The 22297-nt window shown below is 54.9% G+C and carries 21 protein-coding genes, 1 pseudogene and 1 riboswitch; of the genes and pseudogenes, 13 read left to right on the plus strand and 9 right to left on the minus strand.

Translation table 11 applies throughout. The annotated features are described in order from the left end of the window. The first annotated feature begins 135 nt into the window (after positions 1-135). The 4 genes from KB235_RS05450 (at position 136) to KB235_RS05465 (ending at position 2945) form a co-directional block, all read left to right on the plus strand. Complete coding sequence (locus KB235_RS05450) at positions 136-1206, plus strand: nitric oxide synthase oxygenase (RefSeq protein ID WP_246514359.1); 1071 nt, start codon at positions 136-138, stop codon at positions 1204-1206. A gap of 18 nt (positions 1207-1224) precedes the next feature. Beyond that, on the plus strand, positions 1225-1641 hold the full coding sequence (locus KB235_RS05455; protein WP_245175551.1) for an RDD family protein: 417 nt from the start codon (positions 1225-1227) through the stop codon (positions 1639-1641). A 111-nt stretch (positions 1642-1752) separates the two neighbouring features. Continuing rightward, positions 1753-2604, plus strand: coding sequence for a DegV family protein (locus tag KB235_RS05460; protein WP_211780669.1), 852 nt, complete (start codon positions 1753-1755; stop codon positions 2602-2604). 17 nt (positions 2605-2621) lie between these two features. After that, on the plus strand, positions 2622-2945 hold the full coding sequence (locus tag KB235_RS05465) for a thioredoxin family protein (protein ID WP_034817881.1): 324 nt from the start codon (positions 2622-2624) through the stop codon (positions 2943-2945). A gap of 199 nt (positions 2946-3144) precedes the next feature. On the opposite strand, the gene tnpB is transcribed toward KB235_RS05465, so the two are convergent. Together tnpB and tnpA are read right to left on the minus strand one after the other, a co-directional pair. After that, complete coding sequence (gene tnpB / locus KB235_RS05470; RefSeq protein WP_211780670.1) at positions 3145-4236, minus strand: IS200/IS605 family element RNA-guided endonuclease TnpB; 1092 nt, start codon at positions 4234-4236, stop codon at positions 3145-3147. 5 nt (positions 4237-4241) lie between these two features. Beyond that, positions 4242-4640, minus strand: coding sequence for an IS200/IS605 family transposase (tnpA, locus tag KB235_RS05475; protein WP_211780671.1), 399 nt, complete (start codon positions 4638-4640; stop codon positions 4242-4244). A 54-nt stretch (positions 4641-4694) separates the two neighbouring features. Here tnpA and KB235_RS05480 point away from each other — a divergent pair, with 54 nt between their 5' ends. Further along, a complete protein-coding gene (locus tag KB235_RS05480) occupies positions 4695-5696 on the plus strand; it encodes a DUF5996 family protein (RefSeq protein ID WP_211780672.1) in 1002 nt (333 codons plus the stop codon). Here the strand turns inward: KB235_RS05480 and KB235_RS05485 are convergent. From KB235_RS05485 to KB235_RS05500, 4 genes are all read right to left on the minus strand, one after another. Next, positions 5617-6891: an RNA-binding domain-containing protein gene (locus KB235_RS05485; protein ID WP_211780673.1), complete on the minus strand. Its 1275-nt coding sequence runs from the start codon at positions 6889-6891 to the stop codon at positions 5617-5619. The genes KB235_RS05480 and KB235_RS05485 overlap by 80 nt on opposite strands. A gap of 105 nt (positions 6892-6996) precedes the next feature. After that, complete coding sequence (locus tag KB235_RS05490; RefSeq protein WP_235193367.1) at positions 6997-7725, minus strand: hypothetical protein; 729 nt, start codon at positions 7723-7725, stop codon at positions 6997-6999. A gap of 85 nt (positions 7726-7810) precedes the next feature. Continuing rightward, positions 7811-10132, minus strand: a complete 2322-nt coding sequence (locus tag KB235_RS05495) for an ABC transporter permease (RefSeq protein WP_211780674.1) — start codon at positions 10130-10132, stop codon at positions 7811-7813. 5 nt (positions 10133-10137) lie between these two features. After that, positions 10138-10836, minus strand: a complete 699-nt coding sequence (locus KB235_RS05500) for an ABC transporter ATP-binding protein (protein ID WP_211780675.1) — start codon at positions 10834-10836, stop codon at positions 10138-10140. A gap of 174 nt (positions 10837-11010) precedes the next feature. On the opposite strand from KB235_RS05500, the gene KB235_RS05505 reads away from it, so the two are divergent. Further along, on the plus strand, positions 11011-11832 hold the full coding sequence (locus tag KB235_RS05505; RefSeq protein WP_211780676.1) for a DegV family protein: 822 nt from the start codon (positions 11011-11013) through the stop codon (positions 11830-11832). Positions 11833-11953: 121 nt separating this feature from the next. Continuing rightward, a complete protein-coding gene (locus tag KB235_RS05510) occupies positions 11954-13636 on the plus strand; it encodes a GGDEF domain-containing protein (protein ID WP_211780677.1) in 1683 nt (560 codons plus the stop codon). 47 nt (positions 13637-13683) lie between these two features. Here KB235_RS05510 and KB235_RS05515 read toward each other — a convergent pair whose 3' ends face one another. After that, entirely contained in the window at positions 13684-14325 is a 642-nt protein-coding gene (locus tag KB235_RS05515; protein WP_235193366.1) for a homing endonuclease associated repeat-containing protein, read from the minus strand. 453 nt (positions 14326-14778) lie between these two features. On the opposite strand from KB235_RS05515, the gene KB235_RS05520 reads away from it, so the two are divergent. The 6 genes and pseudogenes from KB235_RS05520 to KB235_RS05545 all read left to right on the plus strand — a co-directional run bounded on the left by KB235_RS05520 (position 14779) and on the right by KB235_RS05545 (position 20259). Beyond that, the gene (locus KB235_RS05520; protein WP_211780678.1) at positions 14779-15591 is read left to right on the plus strand and encodes an undecaprenyl-diphosphate phosphatase; all 813 of its coding nucleotides are present in this window, start codon (positions 14779-14781) and stop codon (positions 15589-15591) included. Positions 15592-15683: 92 nt separating this feature from the next. Then, positions 15684-15826: riboswitch (FMN riboswitch) on the plus strand. 152 nt (positions 15827-15978) lie between these two features. Then, positions 15979-17061, plus strand: a complete 1083-nt coding sequence (gene ribD, locus KB235_RS05525; RefSeq protein ID WP_211780679.1) for a bifunctional diaminohydroxyphosphoribosylaminopyrimidine deaminase/5-amino-6-(5-phosphoribosylamino)uracil reductase RibD — start codon at positions 15979-15981, stop codon at positions 17059-17061. Continuing rightward, positions 17042-17683: a riboflavin synthase gene (gene ribE / locus KB235_RS05530; RefSeq protein ID WP_034817888.1), complete on the plus strand. Its 642-nt coding sequence runs from the start codon at positions 17042-17044 to the stop codon at positions 17681-17683. The genes ribD and ribE overlap by 20 nt, the downstream gene beginning before the upstream one ends. Then, positions 17683-18864 carry a 3,4-dihydroxy-2-butanone-4-phosphate synthase gene (ribB, locus tag KB235_RS05535; RefSeq protein WP_211780680.1) on the plus strand — a complete coding sequence of 394 codons (1182 nt, stop codon included), beginning with the start codon at positions 17683-17685 and terminating at the stop codon, positions 18862-18864. The genes ribE and ribB overlap by 1 nt, the downstream gene beginning before the upstream one ends. Then, positions 18864-19328: a 6,7-dimethyl-8-ribityllumazine synthase gene (ribH, locus tag KB235_RS05540; protein ID WP_276514424.1), complete on the plus strand. Its 465-nt coding sequence runs from the start codon at positions 18864-18866 to the stop codon at positions 19326-19328. Before ribB ends, ribH begins: the two co-directional genes overlap by 1 nt. Positions 19329-19457: 129 nt before the next feature. Next, positions 19458-20259: pseudogene (locus tag KB235_RS05545) on the plus strand (ZIP family metal transporter). A gap of 41 nt (positions 20260-20300) precedes the next feature. On the opposite strand, the gene KB235_RS05550 reads toward KB235_RS05545, so the two are convergent. Together KB235_RS05550 and pruA are read right to left on the minus strand one after the other, a co-directional pair. Then, positions 20301-20669 (minus strand): iron chaperone, encoded by a 369-nt coding sequence (locus KB235_RS05550; RefSeq protein ID WP_211780681.1) that lies wholly within the window; start codon positions 20667-20669, stop codon positions 20301-20303. A 53-nt stretch (positions 20670-20722) separates the two neighbouring features. Further along, positions 20723-22267: an L-glutamate gamma-semialdehyde dehydrogenase gene (gene pruA, locus KB235_RS05555; RefSeq protein ID WP_211780682.1), complete on the minus strand. Its 1545-nt coding sequence runs from the start codon at positions 22265-22267 to the stop codon at positions 20723-20725. Positions 22268-22297: the final 30 nt, after the last annotated feature.

Below are 22297 nucleotides of genomic sequence, written 5' to 3' on the forward strand. Positions count from 1 at the left end.
CCTCTAGACCACGGTTTTCCGTGGTCTTTAGTCATGGTTCAAAAAATTAACATATCCACCTAAACAATTCAGTTGATGCACATCTCCCAAGTTCTATAAGATGAGAAGGACAGATATGAAGAGGAGATAGACATGATGGAACAGGCAGCACGAGACTTTTTATCACAATTGAAAGGAGATCAGACGGAACGGTTGATGGAAGTGGAAGCGGAAATCGAGCGGACGGGCACGTATACGCTGACGACCGAGGAGTTGACGGAAGGGGCGAAGCTCGCCTGGCGCAACTCGAACCGCTGCATCGGCCGACTGTTCTGGCAGACGCTCCACGTGCGTGACGCCCGGGACGTGACGACGTTTGACGAGGTGTTCGACGCGCTCGTCGCGCATCTCCGTTTCGCCACGAACGGCGGCAAAATCCGCTCGACGATGACCGTTCTCCCAAACGAATTTCGTCTTTTGAACAGCCAGCTCGTCCGCTACGCCGGCTATGAGACGGCGGAAGGGATCATCGGCGACCCGTTGTCGCTCAATATGACGAGACAAGCCGAACGACTCGGATGGCGCGGTGCCGGGACGGCGTTTGACGTGTTGCCACTCCTAATTACGGACGGGCAAGACGTACGGTTGTACGAATTGGCGGACGATGCGGTGCTCGAGGTCGAGATTCGCCATGACGACTACGACTTGTTTGACGGGCGGACCATCAAGTGGCATGCGGTCCCGGCCATCGCCGATATGGAACTAGAAATCGGAGGACTCCGTTTCACGTCGGTGCCGTTCAACGGCTGGTACATGGAAACCGAGATTGGGGCGCGCAACTTGGCCGACGCCGACCGTTATAACTTGTTGCCACTCGTCGGTGCGTCGCTCGGGCTCGACACCACGAAAGAGCGGACGCTTTGGCGCGACCGCGCGCTCGTCGAGCTGAACGTCGCCGTCTTGCAGTCGTTCGAGCGGTCCGGCGTGACGATCGTCGACCATCATACGGCGGCCAAACAGTTCAAGCGGTTTGAGAAGAACGAGACGGACGCGGGACGTGACGTCACGGGGCAGTGGAGCTGGCTCATCCCGCCGCTCTCACCGGCCGCGACGCACGTGTTCCATCAACATTATGAAGACCGGGTCGTGACACCGAACTTGTTCGCCCGTTCCGGCTGCCCGTTTTCCGCGTTTCAAGCGAAGCCAAAAGAGGAATTGAAAGGCTAGAACCGAAACGAAAGGATGATGAACGTGGCAGTCCCAATCTGGAAGCGTGCCGTCGCCAGTCAAATCGACCAACTCATTTTTCAGACACCGGCCAAACTGATTGAAAAATCGATTCGCAAAGCAATTTGGCCTAAAAAAGAAGTGAAGCGTTATTACTTACCGACTCTCGTCACAATCACCGGAGAAGTATACTTCCTCTTGAATCGGAACGGCCAGACGATCGGTGACCAGGTCGTCGGCATCAAAGTCGTCAGCCAAGACGGCCGTCCGCTCTCGCTCGAACAAGTCGTGAAACGGACGCTCTATAAGGACGTCGTCTACCCGGCGACGCTCGGGCTCCCACTCCTCCGGGCGCTCCAACAGATGAAGTCGAACAAGGACGTCGAACTCCCGCACGACGAGTTCGCCCACACGAAACTGATTTCGACAAAATGACTCGGGCAGGGCGATGCGAATCGTCCTGCTTTTTTCATCAGGCAAGTGGCGCCTGAAATCATGTATAATGAGAGAAGACAAATTAGAACGACCACTGGAGGACTTGTACTTATGACAAAAATCGCATGGATCACAGATAGTATGGCCAACTTCTCGAAAGAGGAGGCGGCGACGCTCGGCGTCGAGATCGTCCCGATTCAATTGATCGTCGACGGCAGCGGCTATAGCGAGACGGACTTGTCGCTTGAAGACTTGCACCGCTACATGATTGAACAAAAGAAAGAGGCGAAGACGTCACAACCGATCTTCGGTGACTTCATCGCCCGCTATGAGCGGTTGAAAGAAGACGGCTACGACTGCGCCATCGCCGTCCACTGCTCGAACGGGTTGAGCTCGACGGTGAAAAATTCGAGCGCAGCGGCCGAAGCGGCCGGTTTCAAGGTGTTCACGGTCGACTCGCACGCCGCGCTCGAGGCACAACAAGAGCTCGTCCGTCTCGGACGCGCGGCCGAGGCGGAAGGGAAGTCTCCAGAAGAGATTGTCGCCTTGCTCGAGGCGTGGCGCGACAAGAAGAACTTCTTCATGATTATCGGCAACATGGAGACGATGCGCCGTGGCGGCCGTGTCTCGTCAGGCGAGCTCTTCCTCGCCAACATCTTGAACATCAAGCCGATCATCACGGTCGATGAGACGGGGAAGGTCATCCCGTTCAAAAAGGCACGCTCGCTCAAGAAAGCGTACGCCGAGATGGTGACCGAGCTCGAACGCCGTCACGCCGCGAACGGGGTGAAGGACAACCGTGTCTTCGTCCAGACGGCGCTCGCTCCGTCGATGCAAGACGACCTCGTCGCGCTCATCGAATCGAAACTGCCGATACTTGATGTCGTGCGCACGCGCTTCTGCCCGTCGATCGCGGTCCATGCCGGCTTCGAGACGGTCGGTGTGCTCTGGCTCGACGCGTAACGGAAGGAGGGATGGATATGGAAAGCGTGACGACCCTTGACGCCTTGAACGAACGGATCGCAGAAGCGGACCAGCTCCTCGTCTACGTCTCGCACCCGGGATGTAGCGTCTGCCATGCGCTCAAGCCGCAAGTCGAAGACATGCTGACCGCGTTCCCGCAAATCGCATCCGTCGCGGTCGATTCGGACGAAGTGCCCGACATCGCCGGCGCGTACTCGATTTTCACCGTGCCTGTCGTCTTATACTTCATGAACGGAAAAGAGATGCTCCGCCGGGCCCGGTTCGTGCCAATCGGCGAGTTGACGCACCAACTCGAACGAATTCAAGACATGCGTAAGTAATCCGCAGGCAGACGCCTGTGGATTTTTTTGATTGTCGCACCACCTCATCGGGAATCGGTAAGAGAGTCACGTCGGACGGTGAACTACTCGCCACTTATTTGCTTCGCAAATTGAAGTGGGAGCTTCTTGGGAAGAACGTACTTTTATTAGCTACGTTTATTTACCAAGCTCGTCGGGTGGTTCCCACCCTGAAGAGCCGTTAGTCAGCTAACATCAGAAGATTGATGCTCGCGTTGATGTCACGGTCATGATGCGCGCCACAGGCACACGTCCATTCTCGGATGTCCATGGTCTTCATCTCGCCTTTTTCGCCGCAAGAAGAGCAGATTTGAGTAGAAGCAAACCATTGATCTGCCTTGATGAGCGTCCGTCCGTAGAACTTACACTTGTATTCTAGCTGTCGAACAAACTCGTACCAACTGACGTCGGCGATCGATTTGGCGACCTTGTGGTTCTTCATCATGTTCTTCGATTTTAATGTCTCCACGACGATGACTTGGTTCTCGTCAACGATACGTTTTGACAACTTATGAAGAAAATCTTTGCGTTGATTTGCGATCTTCTCGTGTTTCTTGGCGAGGATTAGCTTGGCCTTCTCTCGATTTTTACTCCCAACCTTCTTGCGAGACAAAGCGCGCTGCGCCTTCTTGACCTTTTCTTCTGACTTGCGAAGAAAGCGAGGGTTGTCGATCTTCTTAGACACCATCTCGTCATTTGTCATGATGACGAAGTGTTCCAACCCGAGATCGATACCCACTTTGTTTTTAGCAGGAATCCATTCTTCTTCCTTTTGGTCTACAAGAATAGAGACGAAGAACTTGCCTGTCTTCGTCATCGAGATTGTCGCGGACTTGATGATTCCCTCGAAAGAACGATGTTGTTTGAACTTCACGAATCCGATCTTAGGAAGTTTCACCTTCCCGTCCTCGATCCGGACGCTCCCGTTCTGATTGTTGGTCGTATAGGAGGCGCGGTCGCCGTGCTTCGATTTGAACTTCGGGAACCCGACAGACTTGTCGCGGAAGAAGTTGGCATACGCCTTGTTCAAGTCCATCTGGGCATTCGCCAGAGACAAGCTATCGACCTCTTTCAAGAAAGGGAATTCGGGCTTATACTTCGCCGGGGTCGGGAGCTTCTGCTTCGCGTCGGGATTCAACTTCGACTCTTCGTACAGTCGGATACGTTCTTCGAGCATCTTATTGTAGACGAAACGTACACACCCGAATGTTTTCATGAAATATTCTTGTTGTGGCTTTGTCGGGGACAATCGAAACTTATATGCCTTCAGCAAAGTGATCACTCCTCTCCTTGTTTTTCGATGTATTGCCTGATGACGTCGATCGTCGCACCGACGGTCGTCACGAGGCAGTAGCTCCGGGACCAGAACATTTCTTTCCACAGTTGCTTCTTGACGTGCGGAAAGTCTCGTTTGATCAGTCGGCTGCTCGCGCTCTTGTAGGCGTTCAGAAACTTCGACATCTCTGTGTTCGGATGGGCTTTGAACAACACATGGATAAGGTCGCCGTCATGATTCCACTCGGTCAGTGTGATATGGTACGACGCGCCGATCCGTTCGAACGTCTGTCTCGCGAACCCCGAGATGGCGTCATCGATCACCTTGCGTCTATATTTGACCACCAGGACGAGGTGGTAGTTCAGGAGGAAGACTGAATGTTTGTTTGTATCCATTTTCATTGATAGTTCAGTCCTTTTGATTGGTTACATCCATTATACCAAGCGCATACAATCTTGCTAACACAGGCGATTCATCTCCCACCTACGCTGGGCTTCGCCCCGAGACGCTTAGAGGAGGGAGAATTCTCGCATAATTTAGTTAAACTCGGACTAGCCCCGCAACAGCCGCAATGGGCCCACGTCACGTTACCGCTCACCGTGAGCGGCTTCTCGACCGGACCGCTCTATGGCGGGGGCAGGTGGTTCGAGATTGAAGTCAATGTCCTGATCTCAGAAATCACCGTGCACGTCGAGGGTAGTCGAGCGGTCATCCTGCTTGCCGACGGGACGTCCATCAAATCGTATTACGACGCCATCGTCTGGGCGCTCGAGTCGTCTGGCGTCACGGTCAGGATCAATCCGAAATCGCAAGAGATGGCCGAGACGTGGTGGCTCGACCGAAACGAGACGCCGCTCGCCTATGACGCCGATGCGGCGCAAAAAGGACTCCAGTTGTTCCGTGATGCGGCAAGGGAACAAGCAATGTTCCTCGCCCCGCTCCGGTGCCGGAAAGTGATGCCGGCCTTGTTCTGGGGCACGTTCGACGTCTCGTCACTCATCGTCTATAACGCACACGAACCGTTCCCGAAAGATTTGGTCATCGAGCAGGCGGCGTTTGACGAGCCGATGATTGAGTTCGGCTTTTGGCTCGGGGATGCGTCCGTCGACGTGCCGACATTTTTCATTTTGCCGTATCCGTTCCAATATAAGGAACTCCCGTCGGAGCGGCTACAACCGGCGGACGCCTACTATGACGCCGCGATGAGCGAATGTTTCTTGTCACTCGAACATACAGCAGACGGGGACGTCCAAGATTTCTTCCGTACGTCGTTCGATTTGTTGAGCGAGCGGAAGGATGCGACCATTATTTTTTACCGCTCAAGATGCCCGCGCAGTCGCAACAAGAGCCCACGGACGAAAGTCCGTGAGCTCTTGTTTAGTTTAATGTGCGATAGCGCGTCGTTCGACCGTTTCCGACGCGGGTCACTTTTCGTTCGGCAATCAACTGTTCGATGAGTTTTCGGACAGTCCCTTTACTTTTATTTAAATAAGCTTCGAGTTCTTTTGTCGTGAATTCAGACCGTTGACTGAGCCAGTGTTCGAGTTCGTTTTCGTCAGCGTCTGGTGTCGTTCGTTTTTGTTTAGGCAACGTCATGACAAAAGCGTTCGGACTCGTAGTCCAGTATGGTCGTTCGAGACTTTCTTTGTAACTTTCTTTGATTCGTTGTAACCCGGTGCCGTAACTTTCAATCCATTTCAGTCGATACAATACATTGGCCAACATTGGATTTCGGCTTTGGGAAATACCTAAATCAATATCTTCGAGCGTTAAGCCTTTTACGAGTCCGCCTACCGAGACGATTTCGATTCGGTTTTGGAATAAATGAATCAACGTACTGCCACTAAAACTATAATCGCGATGTGTGACGGCGTTTACAAGAGCTTCTCGCAAAGCAGGGCTCGGATAACTCTCGGTCTCGATTCGATTTAACCCGACAAAGCGTGCTGACGTTGCATTGTTTAGGCTGAGGTACTCATAGACGGATTCGACTTGTGCAAGAATGGAGCCGCTAAATTCTTTGCGATCTTGAAATTCTAGTTTGTCATTTCCTAGGTAGCGAGCACACTTGATTGAGTGTTCACATTGGTCAGAAAGAAGAAGTCCTAAATTTGTGTAATAATCATCATCGGTCAAGAGACCGAGTGTACGCTGTTGCTCCGCGCCAAACTTGACTTTGGCTTGATTGAAAACGTGAGAAGCTTCCTCAAAAGTCAAATCTTGTTTTAGGCTACGCATCGTTTCAAAGTTCGTTCCATCCGACTCGATAATCATTTGACGAATGTTTTCTTCCGATGCATTAGTCACAGATGTACCGTACCGGATGAAGACACCCGACGATTTCATGCCTTTCTTTTTCAAATGATATGGGCGTCTTGTCCCTCGGGACACAGCTATTTTTATGACCTCTTTTTCGTCTAGTTCTATAACTTCTAGATATAAGTGGACAAGAATATCTGGTTGAATGTTGTCATGCAGTTTGTTTGAAACTGCTTCGAGTGTTTTATGCGCGTCAGGGACACCGGTTACTGTCCCATCATCTTCAATCCCGATATAAAGGACGCCGCCCTGCGTATTGGCAAACGCAATTACTTCATGAACGACAGCGTCAGTAAGTTCTCGTTTGAACTCAACCGTAGGCGATTCTTTCATAGGATTCACCTCTAATCTATTATTTGTATAGATAAATTATAATCGATTATAATCGATTAATCAAAAAAGATTGATTTGGATGGAAGTCCAAATCAATCATCTAAATTAGCCTTCTGTTGTCTGCGGTACGAGGTAAATCAAGCCGAACGGGTTGTGGAGCAAGTTGTCAATCGACGTGCGCTCGTCTTCACCCATCTCGACCGTGAACGTTCTGCCATCATCGAAGGCGAAGCTGTCGCCGTCGCCGAACATCGAGCCACCTGAAATCAAGTGGAAGTTGAACGAATGGATGACGTGAATCGCATCTTCGACGTCAAGCGTCGACGGGACGGCGACGTCGGCTTGACCGAACGCTTTCATGCCCCACGACATGTAGGCTGTCTCTTCTTCGGTGATAGCTGTAAGGAGCGAGTAGTCGAGGGCGAGGTCTTCTTCTTTCGACTCTTGCCACTCCTCTTTCGAGTAGGCGACGCCTGCCGTCTCGACCATGACACCGAGGCCGCCCGCGTTCAAGAGCGCGTTCGCCGCACGACGGGCCGCCGCGATGTCCGACACGTCGTTCACATCGACGATCAAGTAGACGATGTGCGTGTGACGAGCGAGCCCTTTCGCGATTTTTGGCGTGAAGCCGCTCGTGCTCGCGTGAATCATCGCCTCGGCGAGCGCCGGGTCGCGTTCGATGACCTCGACCGTGAACGCTTTACCGGTCTCGTCTTCAAGTAGCAATAGACCTGCCATCGTGTAGCCTTCGCTATGTAAACTGATTTGTTCGTTGACTGCCTCCGCCGATGACCAGTTTCCTGGGATGGCGAGCAACACTTGTGTACGGTTCATATGAATCATCCTTTTCTGCAAATAGTCAGGCCCCTCATGCGAGAGGCCCGGTCTCTTCTCTTATTATGCCCTATTTCGGGACAAATTATTCTTGATACGTCTTCAATACTTCTTGGAGCGGGATATTGTCGATTTTGCGGCGGCTGATGAACGTGCTCGCGAAGAAGAGGAGCGTCACCGCGCCGAGCGTATACACCAGGTACATCCATTCGAACTCGAGCGGCAGGACGAGTCCGTAATCTTGTGCGAACAAGACGATGATGAGCCGAAGGACGAGGAGCGCGATCGGGATACTGAGGAGCGCCGAGACGAGCGCATAGACGAAATAGCTGTTGAGAATCATCGATCGGACCTCACGTCGGTCGTAACCCATCACTTTCAAGAGCGAGATGACGTAATAGTTTTTTTCGACCGTGAGCGCGGTCAGGACGAACAGGATGCTGAACGCGATTAACGCGGAGCCGCCGATCATGACGTTCATCATGAAGTTCATGTATTCGTTAATCGATTTGGACTGGTCGATCAAGCTGTCACGCGACAAAATCGTCGGATAGTCGGTCTCGTCCGGTCGTTCGGTCGCATAAATACCGTTGAACAAGTCGCGTGACGTCCCGTCCGACAACTGTTCGCTGAGCGCTGTGCGGGCCAAGTAGACGATGTCACCCGCGTACTCGTCGGCGATGCCGCGAACCGGATACGACAACGTCTCGTTGTCAAGGGCGACCTCGAGCGTGTCCCCGGCCTCGAGACCGAGCTTCAAGGCGAGCGAAGCGCTCACGATGACCTCGTCTGAGGCGGGCGTCAAGTCGTTCCCGTCTCGGTCCGTCAGTCGATAGAGCGTGGCCGTGTCGTCGAGTCCTTTCAGCGTGACGAGCTTGTCTTCGACGAACGCGAACGGATAGGTGAGGAACGGCTCTTCCCCGTCGCGAAGCGTAGGTTGCGTCGTCGTGTACGCCTCGTACGCGTAGTCGGCCTCGTTCAACTCGCCGACCGTCATCCGATCGACCGCCCCGTTCATCATGAGGGCGAAGACGATGAGGAGCGTCGAGAAGAGAATGCCGAAAAAGAAGATGATGAAGCTGCCCGTGCTCTTGACGGCGTATAAATATTTGAACTTCGTCTTACCACGTGCGTTTCGAAGCAGACGGCTGACGATGCGGCTGAGACGGTTGAGCGACACGTTGTCGCGAGGTGAGAGGAGCGCGAGCGCGCTCTCACCCATCAATTTATAAATGACGGCCCCGGCGACGAGCGTGAAGAAGAGGAGCGGGGCGAAGACGGCCGTGAGAAAGACGAGCGGGCTTTGGGCGATGGTGATGGACGGCAATAGATAAAAATCGAGATATAGGTCTTTGAGCGGGTCGGCGAAATAGAGGCCGAGGAAATAGCCGACGACGAGCATGACGGTCGCGAACAGCAAGATGAGCACCAAATACGGTAGGGCGATTTGGCGTCGACTGTAACCGATCGCTTTCAACAGGCCGATTTGACCGCGCTCGGCCTCGAGCATGTTCGAGATCAAGATGGCGACGATGATGACGGCGATGGAGACGATGAAGAGGCTCAAGCCGAGCGCCATCGCTTTACCGGACGAGATCTCACTATAGATGGCGCCACTACGCATAATGTTTTCCGTCTCCATGACCGAGATGACGAACGGGAGGTCGACGTCCGTTTGGACCGTCTCGTCCGTGACGCCCGCGAGACGGAACGATTCCGTCCCGCTCAGCGTTTCGTAAGCCGAATCCGTCATGAGCAGGAGCGTCTGCGTGCCCGGGTCCAGGTTGAAGAAGTTGTCGTCAAAGAGCGGCAACGTATAGTCCGGGAACAAGACGAACCCGGTCACCGTGAACGGTGACCCGAGGTCGATCGTGTCGCCGATGTCGATCCCGTTCTTTTCGGCTGACTTCGTATTGATGGCGACCTCGTCGTCCGCGCTCGGAGGTCGACCGGCCTCGAGGTAGGACAGGTTGATCGTGTCCGCGTCTTTTAAGACGAGCCCACGATGCTCCTTGTCGTCGAACGTGTAGTTGAACAACTTCGAGGAACGGAGTTCGAGCGTCACGTCGCCCATCTCACGCGCGACGGCATCGATGCGGGAATCGATTAGCGCTTCGAAGGCCGCCTCGTCGTCACGTTTCAAGTCGGCGAGCGTGTACCGGCCAGCGGCGATGAAATCAGCGAGCGCCAGTGTGGCCGCCTCCTCCTCGGTGACGCGGTTGAGCATCTCGACGGCGAAGTCTTCCTGATTCGACGAGGTGAGATATTCCTCGGTCGGAACTTCGATGCCGCTGATGCCATAGAACATCATCGTGTACGTGAGCGAGCTCATGACGATGATGACGGCGATGGCGAGGAGTTGCATCCATTTGCCGGCGAGCGTCTTCCATACGTTTTTATACAGCATCTGTCTCACCCCCAGTGGATGTCACGAGCGGCTTGTTTGACCGGGTTGTGCGTCAGTTCGACGATGCGGCCCGAGTTCATCTTGATGACGTCGTCGGCCATCGCCCCGATGCCGGTGTTGTGCGTGATGACGACGACCGTCTTGCGGTATTTCTCGTTCAAGCGTTCGAGCAGCTCGAGCACTTTCTTCGAATTGTCCTCGTCGAGCGAGCCCGTCGGTTCGTCGCAAAAGACGATGGACGGGTTTTTCGCAAGGCTCCGGGCGACGGAGACGCGCTGTTGCTCCCCGCCGGACAGTTGATACGGATATTTATCGCGAGCGCCTTTCAGTCCCACTTGGTCGAGTAACTCGTCAATCGGGAGCGGGTCGTCCGTCAAGTCGGCGCCGATTTGAATGTTCTCATAGACGGTCAAGTTTTGGAGCAGATTATACTGTTGGAAGATGAAGCCGAGATGGTTACGTCGGAACGCCGTCATCTGTTCCGGGGTGAGGTCGGTCAGGACGATGTCGTCGAACGTGATCGTACCGAATGTGACCGTGTCGAGACCACTGATGACGTTTAAGAGCGTGCTCTTGCCGCTCCCGCTCGGTCCTAAAATGACGACGAACGCCCCGTCCTGAATCGTCACATCGACGTCTTTCAACGCAGTCGTCTCGACGTCGCCTGTCTTATAGATTTTCGATACGTGCTCGAGTCGAATCATCAGAAACCCCCCTTTGTCCGTTACAGGTTATGTACCCGCTTTCAAAGAAGTGGCGTCGAATCCGTTTGAACATTTCACGAAAACGGGTACATTTTTCAAAAAATAGTGAAACCGCTTCAACTGTGATAAAATAATATTACCAGGTACTAATTTTTGTTTGGAGGAGAAACTACTATGAAGATTGCTTACATCACGGACAGCACGGTCGTCTTACCGGATTCGATTAAACACCACCCGGACATCCACATCGTCCCGCTTTATGTCGTCAAAGGGGACACGCCATATAAAGACGGCATCGAGGTCGACGCGGAGACGGTCTATGAATGGATCGACGCGGGCGAGCGCGTCTCGACGAGCCAGCCGGCGATCGGGGATTTCGTCACGATTTATGAAGAGTTGAAACAGACGTACGACATGGGCATTGCCATCCACTTGTCATCCGATTTGAGCGGGACGTACTCGGCATCGGTCCAAGGGGCGGAAATCGCCGAGTTCAAACTGCTCGCGATTGACTCACGCGCCGGCATCTATACGATGGGACTTTTGCTTGCGGAGCTGATCGAGCGCGGCGATGCGCTCGAAGACGTCGAGGCGTATATGAACGAGCGTGTCAAGGACGTGCGCATCGAGTTGACGATTCAAAACTTGACGCAGATGCAAAAGGGCGGACGTATCTCGAAATCGAAAGCGCTCATCGGCAACATGCTCCAATTGAAGCCGGTGCTCCGTTTCGAGGACGGGTTGATCGTGCCGTATCAGACGGTGCGGACGTACAAGAAGGCGCAGGCCCATCTGTTCGAGGTCATCCGCGCCGCCATCGAGTCTGGCGAGTGCACGGACGTCTCCATCTTCCACGGAAACGTGCCAGAGTTGGCCGAATCATGGAAGCAACAACTCGGGGACGACGTGCCGATTCGAATCGATACGCTCGCACCGCTCCTCGGCGCCCATACCGGGTCGGGCTCGATTGGCATCTCGTACTTGAAAGCGAAATAACGAGCGAACCGTGGCCGAGGCCACGGTTTTTTATTGTCACAACTTTCAAACTTCGGTTGGAATCTTCCACCAAAACCCTTCATACTGTAAACGAATGCTAAGTTGAAAGGGAGGAAAGACGATGCGATTTCGCAAATATCTCGTTCGCAGTTGGTTGTCGTGGTCGCTCGTCTTTGCCGGGATCGCTTACGCCACGTGGCAGAACATGGGGGCGTTTGACTGGACGCTCTTCGGTTTCATATACACGCTCGGTGCCTTATTCGTCATGAACCCGCTCAAACGGCGCCATCTTCACTTCACGTTCCACGAGATGTTCGTCTTTATGACGTTTTTCTTGTATGGGCTCGTGCCGGCGCTCGTCATGGGTCAATTGTTGTTACTTACGTTCCAGGCACGCTCGTTCACGAAGAAGGTCGGCCGGCGTCGCTTCCTGCATTTTTATCCGCTCAATACGCTGATTGAGGCGATGATTTTGCTCGTGCCGGGGCTCGTCTACTTGCGACTCGGCGGCGAGATTGGCGCATCGGTCCATCTGCTCGAGCAAGGGGTGGCGCTCCTCGCGTTCTTCGCGACGCTCTATCTCGTCCTCGGTTTCAGTTTCGTCTTGTCCCGTTTCTTGATTGGGGAGCGAATCCCGCTGCCGATCATGTGGCGGCTGCTCCGCTTCGACTGGCTCGTCGTCTCGCTCGAACTACTGTTCACGATGGTCGCCATCGAGGCGTATCAGCTGTTCGGCTATGTCGGCTTGATGGGGACGTTCTTCGTCTTGTCGCTCTTGAAGATGAGTCTTTCGAAGGCGACGGAGACGGAAGAGACGCAGACGAAGATCGATCAAATCGAACGGTTGAAGGAACAGTTGTACCGCGTCGACAGCGAACCGCTCCTCATCGAGAAGTTTTGGAACGGGATTCGCGAGATCATCGAGGTCGAGCGTGGCTGGATTCAAGTGAACCGGGAAGGGGTGCGCACGTTCTACGATATGACCGGGCGCGTCGACCACGGCATCCCGGACGCCTATACGCTCGAACGGCATCGGGACGCCTCCGAACCGTACTTCCTCTACGACTCGCTCCATGAATGGCACCCCGAGCTGTTGGCCCATCAGAGCGAGCTCCATCACTCGGCGCTTGGCATCCAGCCGGTGTATAGCCCGACGAACGCCGTCAGCTTCATGGTCTCGACGACGGCGAACGGGGCGTATGAAGAAGCGCTCGCCGTCGAGCTGCATCGTCTGTTGAAGACGCTGTCGTGGTCGCTCGAACGCATTGACGAGCGCGACCGGCTGCAACATGAGAGCCTGACCGACCCGCTCACCGGTCTTCCGAACCAACGGGCACTAAGGCGCTGGACGAAAGAACGGATGAACGATGTCGCCTCGTATCCGTTGTCGGTCTTCTTGATCGACCTCGACCATTTCAAATCGGTCAACGACACGTATGGACACGCGTTCGGCGACGAGGTGTTAATCGAAGCGGGGGCGCTGTTCACACGACTCGTCCGTGGCGGCGACCTCGTCACACGATATGGCGGGGAAGAGTTTGTCTTCGTGTTTCCGCGGATGAACGAGATGTCGGCCTTGTTGACGGCAGAAAAGATCCGTCAAGCGCTCAAGGCTCATCCGTTCGGCACGGATGGGGTCCGGCTTCAAGTGACGGCGAGTATCGGCATCGAGACGATTCACGAGTTCGACGAGCTCGACACCGTCCTCCGAAACGCCGACCGGGCGATGTATGTTGGGGCGAAGTTCAACGGACGCGACCGGGTCGCCCATTATCGGGACACGTCGACGGAACGAATTCAATAAGAAAAGGAGAATCCGCGATGGATTCTCCTTTTTGCATGAATGATGGATTATAATTTCGAACTAAATATTTCAGATTCGACCGCGTGGATGGCAGCCGACCAAGAACCGTAACGGTGTAAAATGGCTTTCGTCGAAGGTTTGTTGTTTCGTTTCGCCCATTCGCGATACGCCTCGAAGGAGAGGGAGAAACCCATCTCGTGAATCGCTTCCCGGAGCGCGCCGGACAGTTCCGACTTCGAATAGGTGACACTCGCCTCAAGACCGGCTTCGGCGCAGGCATCGTGCCATGACCCGAACGTCTTGACGATGTGGTAATGGCTCGGAGCCTTCGGATGAAGTTTCCGCCATTCCTGATACTTTTTCAATGTGATGATCGAGCCCATGTCACGCGAATAGAGCGCGAGCGTCTCGATGATGTCATCACGCGTATACTTCGGCATCTTATCCGGAAGATCGACGGTCGTCTCCCCGTGCCATTCGTAACCGGCGATGGCGAGCGCCTCGGCCCATGAGCCGAACTGACGGATAATCGACTCGGGGGACGGCCAGTTTTGTTCCATCGCGAAGCGGCGATAGACGGAGCGGCGCGGACGTTCCTTCAGCAAGTCCCCGAGGAGGCGAATGCAGTGGATCATCCTCTGCTGTTCGGTGGACAGGTGATGGGATTTAGTGGATAGCGATTGACTCAATGATGGTTCCTCCTTCCATGGACTCATATCTGAACCGACAATGATGACGAAAAATGCTTCTACAATCATACTATCGGACAGTTTTTCGAAATCATAAGTGGATTTCGTAATTTCTTTGTAACGTTTTAACAGAAGACTAGGTCTAAAGTCAGGTTCAGAATTCGAAAAAAGGGTAACAGTTCTATTACAAATTTAATAACAAATGGTTTCAATTGTAAACAAAAAGTTTTATATATGGGTAAAATGTAATAATTTGTACAAAAAAGTACCCAACTGGTCAATGGGGTCATCGCCTTTGCACCAGTTGAGTACCTTTCTATAATAAATTTAATTTTCAGACTAATCAATAAAAGTTTTTAAAATATATGATTTTTTTTCAAAGAGTGGTCAGTGTAAGATAGAGTCTGCTAAAATAGCCGCATTGAGTGAAAAAAGAAAAGAGGAACATTTAATATGACAATCTGGTTATTTTACTTATTGCTCGGTGTGATTCAAGGTTTCACCGAACCGATTCCCATCTCGTCGAGTGGGCACTTGGTCATCTTCCAAGAGCTGCTCAACATTCAGTTGCCGGGGCTGTCGTTCGAGATTTTCGTTAACTTCGCCTCGCTCCTCGCCGTGTTGACGATTTATCGGAAAGACGTCGTCCGCCTCGTCGTCAGTCTTTGGACGTTCTTGTTTAAAAAAGATCGTAGCGACGACACGATGGTTGACGTCAAGTTCATCGGGCTGTTGCTCGTGGCGACGGTGCCGGCCGGCGTGCTCGGTGTCGTTTTCGGCGATTGGATTGGCGAGACGCTAAGCGGTGTCGCGACGGTCGGGTATACGTTGATTCTCACAGGTCTCGCGCTCTGGTTCATCCGCAACATGCGTGGGAGCAAAGGCGACGGCGGCATCACGCTCCGTGACGCCATCTTGATCGGGCTCGCCCAGGCGGCCGCGCTCATCCCAGGGATTAGCCGGTCGGGCGCGACGATCGTCATGGCGCTCCTCCTCGGTATCAAACAAGAGACGGCGCTCCGTTTCTCGTTCTTCATGTTCATCCCGGTCAGTCTCGGCACAATCGTGTTGGACGGACCGGAACTGTTCACGAACCCGGAGACGCGCGAGCTGTTCGGGCCGCTCATCGTGGCGTTCATCGCCTCATACATCTTGACGGCCGTGTCGCTGAAATGGTTCCAACACATCATGGCCAAGGGCGAGCTCAAGTACTTCTCGTTCTATTGCTGGGCGGTCGGGATTCTCGTCGTCCTCTTCTTGGCTTGATTTGAAGCGCTGCTCCTCGGAGTGGCGCTTTTTTTGCACTTTCCTCTTTGCTTTCCGTTCTTTTTTGCGCTAAAGTAAGGGCGTACAAACAAATATTCCTTCGGGGTCGGGTGAAAGTCCCAACCGGCGGTGATAGGCGAACGCCTTAAGTCCGTGACCCGGGCGCACGTGTGCGAACGGTGGATCTAGTGAGACTCTAGAGCCGACAGTATAGTCTGGATGGGAGAAGGAAAATCGACAGGTCCGCGCGACCTGTAGTTCGTCGTACGCTTTTCTGTAAAGAAAACGTTTATTTGGCTTGCCCAAATACGGCTGACACCTCCCACCGAGACCTTGAGGACATGTCCTTCAGGTCTTTTTTGTTTGTACGAAACAAGGAGGGAGATTATGAAACAGTACATGCAACATGCCATCCAATTGGCCAAGTGCGCCGACGGACAGACCGGGGTCAACCCGCTCGTCGGCGCCGTCGTCGTCAAAGACGACCGGGTCGTCGGATTCGGCGCCCATTTGAAGGCGGGCGAACCGCATGCCGAGGTGCACGCCATCCGGATGGCCGGCGCGTCCGCGTTCGGTTCGACCGTGTACGTCACGCTCGAGCCGTGCTCGCATCACGGGAAGACACCGCCATGCGCCGATCTCTTGATCGAATCCGGCGTCCGCCGGGTCGTCATCGCGATGGAAGATCCGAATCCGCTCGTCGCGGGACGCGGCATCAAGCGTTTGAAAGCGGCCGGAATCGAGGTCGAGGTCGGTCTACTCGAAAGTGAGGCCCGAGCGCTCAATCCTGCGTTCCTACGCTCGCTCGAGACGAAGCGTCCGTACGTCATCTTGAAGACGGCGACGAGCCTCGACGGGAAAGTCGCACTCGATACCGGCGAGAGTAAATGGGTGACCGGGACGGAAGCCCGGCTCGACGTCCATGCGTTACGGGCGAACGTCGACGCGGTGTTGACCGGAATCGGGACCGTCATCGCGGACGACCCGGCGCTCACGGCGCGACTCGAGCGGCCGACCGAACAACCGCTGCGTGTCGTGTTAGACCGAGAGTTGAACGTGCCGCACGCGAGCCAGCTCGTCCGCACGGCGAACGAACTACCAGTGCTCGTCTATACGACGTCCGATGATGTGTCGAGACGTGAGGCACTCGAGTCGCGTGGTGTCGAACTGGCGGACTATACGACGCTCGAACGGGTGCTCGAGGAACTGTACGCCCGCGGCATCGGCCGTCTCCTCGTCGAGGCCGGTCCGACGCTCGTGACGTCGCTCTTAGACGGGGGATACATCGACGAGTGGGTCATGTATCAGTCCCCACGCGTCTTCGGTGGCAAGGCCGGGTTCTATCGCTCGAATCATGACGGACCGCTCGAGGCAATCGAACAATTTGACGTTCGTTCTGTCGAGACGATCGGCAACGATATCAAACTCGTCATGCGAAAGGGGGAGTCCGATGTTCACAGGAATCGTTGAAGAAATCGGTAGCGTCAAAGCGGTGAAACGGAACGGGCCATCGCTTAGGCTCACGCTCACGGGTGACATCGTCTTGCAGGACGTGAAACTTGGGGACAGCATCTCGGTCAACGGGATCTGTCTCACGGTGACGACGTTCGACGAGCGGACGTTCGCAGTCGACGTCATGCCCGAGACGCTCAAAGCGTCGAGCCTTGACGGCGTCCGCCCGGGGACACGTGTGAACTTAGAGCGGGCGATGCCGGCGAACGGACGATTCGGCGGACACTTCGTCTCCGGTCACGTCGACGGGGTCGGGCGCATCGTCAAGAAACGTCCGCTCGCGAACGCGGTGTACGTCGACATCAGCTGCGAGCCGTCGCTTCTCCGGTATATCGTCCCGAAAGGTTCGATCTCGGTCGATGGGACGAGTTTGACGGTGTTCGATGTGACGGAACGCGGCTTCACGCTCTCGCTCATCCCGCACACGTACAGTGAGACGGTGCTCGGGATGAAACAAGCCGGGGACACGGTCAATTTGGAATGTGACATGTTGGCAAAATATATGGAGAAGTTAGTGAATCAAAAACCGATGACGCTCGAATCGTTGGCGTCACAAGGATACGGAAAGGCGGGATGGTGATGTTTGACACGATTGAAGCAGCGATTGAAGACTTGAAGCAAGGTCGCCCAATTATCGTCGTCGATGATGAGGACCGAGAGAACGAGGGGGACTTCGTCGTCCTTGCCGACAAGATGACGGCCGAGACGATGAACTTCCTCATCACGGAAGGGAAAGGGCTCGTCTGCGCCGCGCTCGCTGAAGAAGTCGCCGTCCGGCTCGACTTAAAGCCGATGGTCGAAAACAGCACCGACCCGCATGGGACCGCCTTCACCGTCAGCGTCGACCACGTCGACTCGACGACGGGCATCTCGGCGAGTGAACGGGCCCATACGGTGCGCGAGCTCGCTAACGTCAACGCCCGGCCCGTTGATTTCCAACGACCGGGACACATCTTCCCGCTCATCGCGAAAAAAGGCGGCGTCTCGGTACGGCGCGGACATACGGAGGCGTCGGTCGACTTGGCCCGCCTCGCCGGTAGTGAACCGGTCGCCGTCATCTGCGAAATCATCCGTGAAGACGGGGAGATGGCCCGGGTGCCGGACCTTGAACTTGTGGCAAAAGCCCATGACTTGAAGTTCATCACGATTGAGGCGCTCGTCCGCTATATGGAGACCGATCTCGTCACGCGCGAGGCGGACGTCACCCTCCCGACGGCCAAGGGCGGGTTTCGCTTGCTCGGGTATCGGAACGTCCTCGACCGAGAAGAACACGTCGCGCTCGTGAAAGACGGACTGAGCGACGTTCCGCTCGTGCGTATCCATTCGGAATGTCTGACCGGTGACGTGTTCGGGTCATACCGCTGCGACTGCGGACCGCAACTCGACACGGCACTCGCGCGAATCGAGGCCGAAGGCGGTGTCGTCTTATACATGCGCCAAGAAGGGCGCGGGATTGGGCTGTTGAATAAGCTAAAGGCGTATGAACTGCAAGAGCAAGGGCTTGATACAGTCGATGCGAACGTCGCGCTCGGCTTACACGCCGATTTACGCGATTACCGGGTGAGCGCGGCGATGCTCCGCGACCTCGGCGTCACGACCGTCCGGCTCATGACGAACAACCCGGAGAAAGTCGACGCGCTCGAAGCGTGTGGCATCACCGTCATGGAACGGGTGCCAATCATCGTTGGGGAACATGCGGCGAACGAGAAGTATCGGCTGACGAAACAACAAAAAATGAACCACTTTGGAGGAGAACAATGATGATGCATACATTTGAAGGAAACTTGGTTGGAAAAGGCTTGAAAGTCGGAATCGTCGTCGGACGGTTCAACGATCTGATCACGATGCGTCTCTTAGACGGGGCGAAAGATGCGCTCAAGCGCCACGGCGTCGAACAAGAGGACGTCGAGCTCGCCTTCGTACCGGGGGCGTTCGAGCTCCCGCTCGTCGCCAAGAAGATGGCGATGAGTAAGAAGTATGACGCGGTCATCACGCTCGGTGCCGTCATCCGTGGGGCGACGCCACACTTCGATTACGTCTGTAACGAGGCGGCGAAAGGAATCGCCCAGGCGAGCTATCAGTCGGAAGTGCCGGTCATCTTCGGCGTCTTGACGACCGAGACGATCGAGCAGGCGATTGAGCGGGCCGGAACGAAAGCCGGAAACAAAGGTTGGGAAGCGGCGACGTCGGCCATCGAGATGGCCAACTTGATGCGCGCCTTCTGAGGAAGGTTTAGGGAGGAAGAAAAAGGGGGGCGTCTCGCTCTCCTTTTTTGGTGGTGACGGGTTACGTTCGATCGAAGCGGTGGAAAAGGACAAGGAGCACACATGACGGAGGATACGGAGGCGGCAGCGATGGTCGAACGGTTCGTGTCTTTGAGCCCGGCGATGCAGGCATTAATCGGCACGTTATTCACATGGGGAATGACCGCGCTCGGGGCGGCGGTTGTCTTCACGACGAAGTCGATCAACCAGCGGCTGATGGACGGCATGCTCGGTTTTGCCGGTGGGGTGATGATTGCGGCTAGTTTCTGGTCGCTCCTGTCGCCTGCGATCGAGATGGCGGGCGAGGGTGCCTGGCCGTCCTGGTTCCCGGCCACAGTCGGTTTCTTGTTAGGAGGACTCTTTTTGTGGGGTGTCGACAAGTTGCTGCCGCACCTACATCCGACGTCCTCGATGGATGAGGCGGAAGGGATCGAGCCAGAAAAACGGAAGCGCAGCACATTGCTCGTCTTGGCGATCACCCTTCACAACATCCCGGAAGGATTAGCGATTGGGGTCGCGTTCGGCGCGGTCGCGGCTGACTTTCCTTCCGCTTCGTTGACCGGGGCCATCGCGCTCGCCATCGGGATTGGTATTCAAAACTTTCCAGAAGGGACAGCCGTCTCGTTGCCGTTACGGCGGGAAGGAATGTCACGGCGGAAAAGCTTCTTTTACGGACAGTTGTCGGGTCGCCGCCTTGATTGGGGTATGGGCCGTCTACATGATGGAGCCGCTCTTGCCGTTCGCCTTGAGTTTTGCCGCTGGGGCGATGATTTTCGTCGTCGTCGAAGAAGTCGTCCCGGGGTCGCAAGAGAACGGGCATAAGGATTTGGCGGCGATGGCGTTGATGCTCGGGTTCGCCATCATGATGATACTAGACGTGGCGTTAGGATGAAAAAAGGCACGACGGTCGACGCCGTCGTGCCTGATCTTCGTTCACCGCCAAAATGAGGTGTGATCCGCCTTATCTTTTATGTTGAAGGCGATGATGTCGTGCAACAGCTCCTGATCGACGGCTTGGTCCCACTTGATGCGGAACAGCTGTTTCGTCTGCGTGTAGCCAGATTCCTTGATCCGGTCGGCGAACTGTTCGAGTGCGACCGCTTCCGGGGCGACCGCGAAATGGGCTTTGGCGACGCTGAACGCGATGATGAACGTCCCGTGGTCGGTGAACATCGGTTGGTTCCAGGCGATGCGCTCCTCGAGATGGGGGAACGTCTGGCGTATCCAGTCGAACACGTCGTCTAGCTTGGCGCGTCGCTCCGGGTCGTCAATCGTTGTTAAAAAGTCATCGAACGTTTCCATGAATAATCCTCCTTATAAAACAAGCCCGGCTCACGTTGAGCCGGACTTGAAGATTAAAACGTCTCAGACGTCGTTTTCGCTTGCATGTGGAGCTGGATGTAATCCGGTCCGCCTGCTTTCGAGTCTGTCCCTGACATGTTGAACCCGCCGAACGGCTGGTAGCCGACGATGGCGCCTGTGCAGCCACGGTTGAAGTACAAGTTCCCGACGTGGAAGTTTTGACGCGCATACTCTTGGTTCGAGCGGTCACGTGTGAGGACGGCACCTGTCAAGCCGTACTCTGTGTTGTTGGCGATGTCGATCGCTTCTTTGAAGTCGCTCGCTTTCGTGAACGCAACGATCGGTCCGAAGATCTCTTCTTGCATGAGACGCGCTTTCGGCGCGACGTCCGCGACGACTGTCGGCTCGATGAAGTAGCCTGTCGAGTCATCGGCTTTCCCACCGGCGACGATGCGTCCTTCTTCTTTCGCGACGTCGAAGTACGACGTGATCTTCTTGAACGCGGCCGCATCGATGACCGGCCCCATGAAGTGTTCGTTCTTCTCTGTGTTTCCGACCGAGAGTTCGTTCGTCAACTCGACGACGCGGTCGAGAACCGTGTCATACACGCTGTCGACGATGACGGCACGTGAACAAGCCGAACATTTTTGTCCTGAGAAGCCGAACGCCGATTTGACGATTGACTGTGCTGCGAGCTCAAGGTCCGCTGACTCGTCGACGACGATCGTGTCTTTCCCGCCCATCTCGGCGATGACACGCTTGAGCCAGATTTGCCCGTCGTTCAATTTCGAGGCGCGCTCGTTGATGCGGAGGCCGACGTCGCGTGAACCTGTGAAGCTGATGAAGCGCGTCTTCGGATGGTCGACGAGATAGTCACCGACTTCAGCGCCCGGCCCTGGGATGAAGTTGAGGACACCTTTCGGCAGACCTGCCTCTTCCATGACCTCGACGAATTTCGCTGCGACGATCGGTGTCGTCGAAGCTGGCTTCAAGAGGATCGTGTTCCCGGCAACGATGGCCGCGACGGCCGTCCCTGCCATGATTGCGAACGGGAAGTTCCAAGGGCTGATGACGATCCCGACCCCGAGTGGGATGTAGTCATAGCGGTTGTATTCGCCCGGACGGCTCTCGACTTTTTTACCTGGTTTGAGTTCGAGCATTTGGCGCGCATAGTACTCCATGAAGTCAATCGCTTCCGCTGTGTCCGCGTCCGCCTCGTTCCATGGCTTGCCCGCTTCTTTCACGAGGTATGCCGAGAATTCATGTTTCCGTTTACGGACGATGTTCGCCGCTTTGAACAAGATGTCGGCACGGACAGCCGGGTCGACGTGGCGCCATGAGTCGAACGCTGTGAGCGCTTCTTGCATCGCACGCTCCGCGAGCTCTTGGTTCGCTTTCGAGACGTGTCCGATGACTTCCTCTTTGTTCGCCGGGTTGTAAGACGTGATTTTGCCTTCTGTCGTCACTTTCTCCCCACCGATGACGAGCGGATAGTCTTTCCCGAGTTCACCGTTCACTTTCTCGATTGCCGCTTGGATGGCCGCGGCGTTCTCTTTGTTTGTAAAGTCTGTGAATGGTTCATGTTTGTATGGAATCATTCTCGTTCCCCCTTAAAAGTGATTGTGCAT

The sequence above is a fragment of the Exiguobacterium alkaliphilum genome (genome assembly GCF_018138125.1).
GTDB classification, from domain to species: domain Bacteria; phylum Bacillota; class Bacilli; order Exiguobacteriales; family Exiguobacteriaceae; genus Exiguobacterium; species Exiguobacterium alkaliphilum.

Excerpts from the sequence above, each read along its gene's own strand:
- KB235_RS05450 (WP_246514359.1), top strand. The coding sequence starts at position 136 with ATGGAACAGGCAGCACGAGACTTTTTATCACAATTGAAAGGAGATCAG.
- KB235_RS05455 (WP_245175551.1), top strand. The coding sequence starts at position 1,225 with ATGAACGTGGCAGTCCCAATCTGGAAGCGTGCCGTCGCCAGTCAAATC.
- KB235_RS05460 (WP_211780669.1), top strand. The coding sequence starts at position 1,753 with ATGACAAAAATCGCATGGATCACAGATAGTATGGCCAACTTCTCGAAA.
- KB235_RS05465 (WP_034817881.1), top strand. The coding sequence starts at position 2,622 with ATGGAAAGCGTGACGACCCTTGACGCCTTGAACGAACGGATCGCAGAA.
- tnpA (WP_211780671.1), bottom strand. The coding sequence starts at position 4,640 with ATGAAAATGGATACAAACAAACATTCAGTCTTCCTCCTGAACTACCAC.
- KB235_RS05485 (WP_211780673.1), bottom strand. The coding sequence starts at position 6,891 with ATGAAAGAATCGCCTACGGTTGAGTTCAAACGAGAACTTACTGACGCT.
- KB235_RS05490 (WP_235193367.1), bottom strand. The coding sequence starts at position 7,725 with ATGAACCGTACACAAGTGTTGCTCGCCATCCCAGGAAACTGGTCATCG.
- KB235_RS05495 (WP_211780674.1), bottom strand. The coding sequence starts at position 10,132 with ATGCTGTATAAAAACGTATGGAAGACGCTCGCCGGCAAATGGATGCAA.
- KB235_RS05500 (WP_211780675.1), bottom strand. The coding sequence starts at position 10,836 with ATGATTCGACTCGAGCACGTATCGAAAATCTATAAGACAGGCGACGTC.
- KB235_RS05505 (WP_211780676.1), top strand. The coding sequence starts at position 11,011 with ATGAAGATTGCTTACATCACGGACAGCACGGTCGTCTTACCGGATTCG.
- KB235_RS05510 (WP_211780677.1), top strand. The coding sequence starts at position 11,954 with ATGCGATTTCGCAAATATCTCGTTCGCAGTTGGTTGTCGTGGTCGCTC.
- KB235_RS05520 (WP_211780678.1), top strand. The coding sequence starts at position 14,779 with ATGACAATCTGGTTATTTTACTTATTGCTCGGTGTGATTCAAGGTTTC.
- ribD (WP_211780679.1), top strand. The coding sequence starts at position 15,979 with ATGAAACAGTACATGCAACATGCCATCCAATTGGCCAAGTGCGCCGAC.
- ribE (WP_034817888.1), top strand. The coding sequence starts at position 17,042 with ATGTTCACAGGAATCGTTGAAGAAATCGGTAGCGTCAAAGCGGTGAAA.
- ribB (WP_211780680.1), top strand. The coding sequence starts at position 17,683 with ATGTTTGACACGATTGAAGCAGCGATTGAAGACTTGAAGCAAGGTCGC.
- ribH (WP_276514424.1), top strand. The coding sequence starts at position 18,864 with ATGATGCATACATTTGAAGGAAACTTGGTTGGAAAAGGCTTGAAAGTC.
- KB235_RS05550 (WP_211780681.1), bottom strand. The coding sequence starts at position 20,669 with ATGGAAACGTTCGATGACTTTTTAACAACGATTGACGACCCGGAGCGA.
- pruA (WP_211780682.1), bottom strand. The coding sequence starts at position 22,267 with ATGATTCCATACAAACATGAACCATTCACAGACTTTACAAACAAAGAG.